Raw genomic sequence first — 2,790 nt, 5'->3', positions numbered from 1 at the left:
ATGCACGACCGCGTCGGGGCGCGCATCGGCCGCGGCCGCGCGCATGGCCTCCGCGTCGAGCAGGTCGGCGGGCAGCAGCGTGCAGTGTGCGAACGCCGGATCGGCGGGGCGGGGCGTGCCGGGCGCGACCGTGCCCCAGACGTCATAGCCGGCCGCCTGCAGGCGTTCGGCCATGTAGCGACCGGTGAAGCCCGTCAGGCCCGTGACGAATGCACGGCGCGACGGACGCCCGGTTTCAGAACGTGTCATGGTGTTGGTTCCGCGTCAAATCCGCTTCGACCATCATCTGGCAAAGTTGTTCGAGCGTCGTCTTCGGTGCCCAGCCCAGTTTGCTTTTCGCCTTGTCCGCGCAGCCGATCAGCAGGTCGACTTCGGCCGGGCGGTAGAACTTCGGATTCACTTCGACGAGCACGTTGCCGGTCGCCGCATCGAGGCCGCGCTCCTGCTCGCCCTTGCCGGTCCATTCGATCTGGTAGCCGGCCGCCGCGAACGCCATCCGCACGAAGTCGCGCACGGTTTCGGTGCGGTTGGTCGCCAGCACGTAGGTGTCGGGTTCGTCGGCCTGCAGCATGCGCCACATGCCTTCGACGTATTCGAGCGCAAAGCCCCAGTCGCGCTTCGCGTCGAGATTGCCGAGCTCGAGCTTGGTCGTCTTGCCCAGCTTGATCTTCGCGATCGTGTCGGTGATCTTGCGCGTGACGAATTCGCGGCCGCGCAGCGGCGATTCGTGGTTGAACAGGATCCCGCTGCTGCCGAACAGGCCATACGATTCGCGATAGTTCACGGTCATCCAGTGCGCGTACAGCTTCGCGACGCCGTACGGGCTGCGCGGATAGAACGCGGTGGTTTCCGTTTGCGGAATGGCCTGTACCTTGCCGAACATCTCGGACGTCGACGCCTGGTAGAAGCGCGTCTTCGGGCTCACGACGCGAATCGCCTCGAGCAGGTTCAGCGGGCCGATGCCGGTCACTTCGGCGGTCGTCGCCGGCTGGTCGAACGACACGCCGACGAAGCTTTGCGCGGCCAGGTTGTAGAGCTCGTCCGGCTGTGTGCGTTCGAGCAGGCGCAGGCTCGAGCCTGCGTCGGTCAGGTCGTGTTCGACGAGCGTCAGGTTCGGGTGCGTGTCGACGCCAAGCTCGGCGATACGCCAGAAGTTCACCGAGCTGGTGCGGCGGTAGGTGCCGGTGACTTCGTAGCCTTTGTCGAGCAGCAGTTTGGTCAGGTACGCACCGTCTTGCCCCGAAATTCCGGTGATGATGGCCTTTTTACGCGTTTGGCTCATGGCGTTGTCCTGGTAGAAGCGATGGATGATGAAATTCAGGCGGTCGTGCCGGCGGCAGCCGGCACCGCGCGGCGCGCCGGCCCGCGTGTCAGGCGCCGTTCGAAGCCGTACCAGCTCAGGGTCGCGTAAGCGAGCGTGATCGCCAGCGCGAGCACGGCCGTGACGAAGCGGTTCAGGTGCAGCGGCCACAGCGCGTACAGCACGCTCAGGTGGATCAGATAGACGGTGTAGCTGACGGTGCCGACGTAGACGAGCATCGGGTTCGTCAGCACGCGCTGCACGAGGCCGCGGCCGCGCAGCGCGATCACGACGATCGACGTGCACAGCAGCAGCGAGATGCTGTAGAGCGCCGCGTTCGACAGCGGCGTGTTCGCGGCGCGAAAGCGCGGGAACGACAGGTGCAGCCAGCCGAGGATCGCGAGCGACACGAGCGCGCCGACGATCGCGAGCGGATAGAACGGCTCCAGCGCGCGCCGGTCGCGGCGCAGCACGATCGCCAGCAACGCGCCGGCCGCGAGCAGGTCCATCCGGAACGGCGTCAGGTAGTAGATCGGCCAGAACGAATCGAACCACGGCGTCGCGATCGCGCGCAGCACCGGCGCCGCGACGATCAGCGCGGCGGCGACCCACAGCAGCGCGCGCTCCGAGCACCACAGCACGACGAACGGCCAGAAGATGTAGAACTGCTCCTCGACCGCGAGCGACCACAGCACGTTCAGGCTGTCATGGCCGATGCTGCCGAGCGACAGCCCGATATTGGTCGAGAAAAACGCGAACCACGGCCAGTGCGGCAGCCAGCTCGCGCCGAACAGCAGCGTCGACACCACCAGCAGCAGCACGTACGGCGGCAGGATGCGGCGCACGCGGCGGGCATAGAAGTGGCTGAAGTACGACTGCCCGCGCGCCTTGCGATCGAGCAGGATGCCGGTGATCAGCAGGCCGCTCAGCACGAAGAACAGGTCGACACCCATCCACAGCGGCGCCTTCAGCGCGTGCTGCAGGAATACGGCGCCCACCGCGATCGCGCGCAGCCCGTCGAGCTGCACGATCCGGCCGTGGTGCGGCGGGGCGAGGTCGGCGGGGCGCGCCAGGGCCGTCATCGCGCGGCTCCTTCACGACCCGCATCCAATGCGTGTACGTATTGCATGCCTTTAAATCGAATATGGAATCGAAACCGATTCTAGGGAAAAGAAATCGGTAAAAAAACGCGCGTCGGTTAGCGGGCGATAAATAGGCAAATGCCGATTATTACGATCGCGGCATGAAAGGTTGGCGCCCGGACGGGCTCACCAGGCGGCGCAGAGCGGAATTTTCTACGTGGTGGCGCGGAAAAAGGCGGTCGTTATTGCCGTTTTTGGGCGTCGTTTATTCGCTGTTCCGGCTCGATATTTCAGGCAGAAACATCCCCAAATATTTCCAAATTTCTTGTGATTATTTTTGCTTGTAACCTGCATCGCGACGTTTGAAACCCATTTAGCGACAGGGCGCGGCCGCGGGCGATCCGTGGC

4 protein-coding genes are annotated in these 2,790 nt (G+C 64.8%); all 4 read right to left on the bottom strand.

What is annotated here, in order from left to right; all coding sequences use genetic code 11:
- On the bottom strand, window positions 1–249 hold a 249-nt coding region (locus H3O04_RS34830; RefSeq protein ID WP_202589462.1), incomplete at its 3' end, for an NAD-dependent epimerase/dehydratase family protein.
- Entirely contained in the window at window positions 236–1,282 is a 1,047-nt protein-coding gene (gmd, locus tag H3O04_RS34825; RefSeq protein ID WP_006479324.1) for a GDP-mannose 4,6-dehydratase, read from the bottom strand. The genes H3O04_RS34830 and gmd, both read right to left, overlap by 14 nt.
- Window positions 1,283–1,317: 35 nt before the next feature.
- A complete protein-coding gene (locus tag H3O04_RS34820; RefSeq protein ID WP_124476673.1) occupies window positions 1,318–2,382 on the bottom strand; it encodes an acyltransferase family protein in 1,065 nt (354 codons plus the stop codon).
- A gap of 213 nt (window positions 2,383–2,595) precedes the next feature.
- Window positions 2,596–2,790, bottom strand: a 195-nt coding sequence (locus H3O04_RS36465) for a hypothetical protein (RefSeq protein WP_237666546.1), incomplete at its 5' end; no start/stop codon positions are given.

The organism is Burkholderia sp. KCJ3K979, assembly GCF_016759955.1.
Taxonomy (GTDB): domain Bacteria; phylum Pseudomonadota; class Gammaproteobacteria; order Burkholderiales; family Burkholderiaceae; genus Burkholderia; species Burkholderia orbicola.
This window is presented reverse-complemented; position numbering and strand designations above follow the sequence as displayed.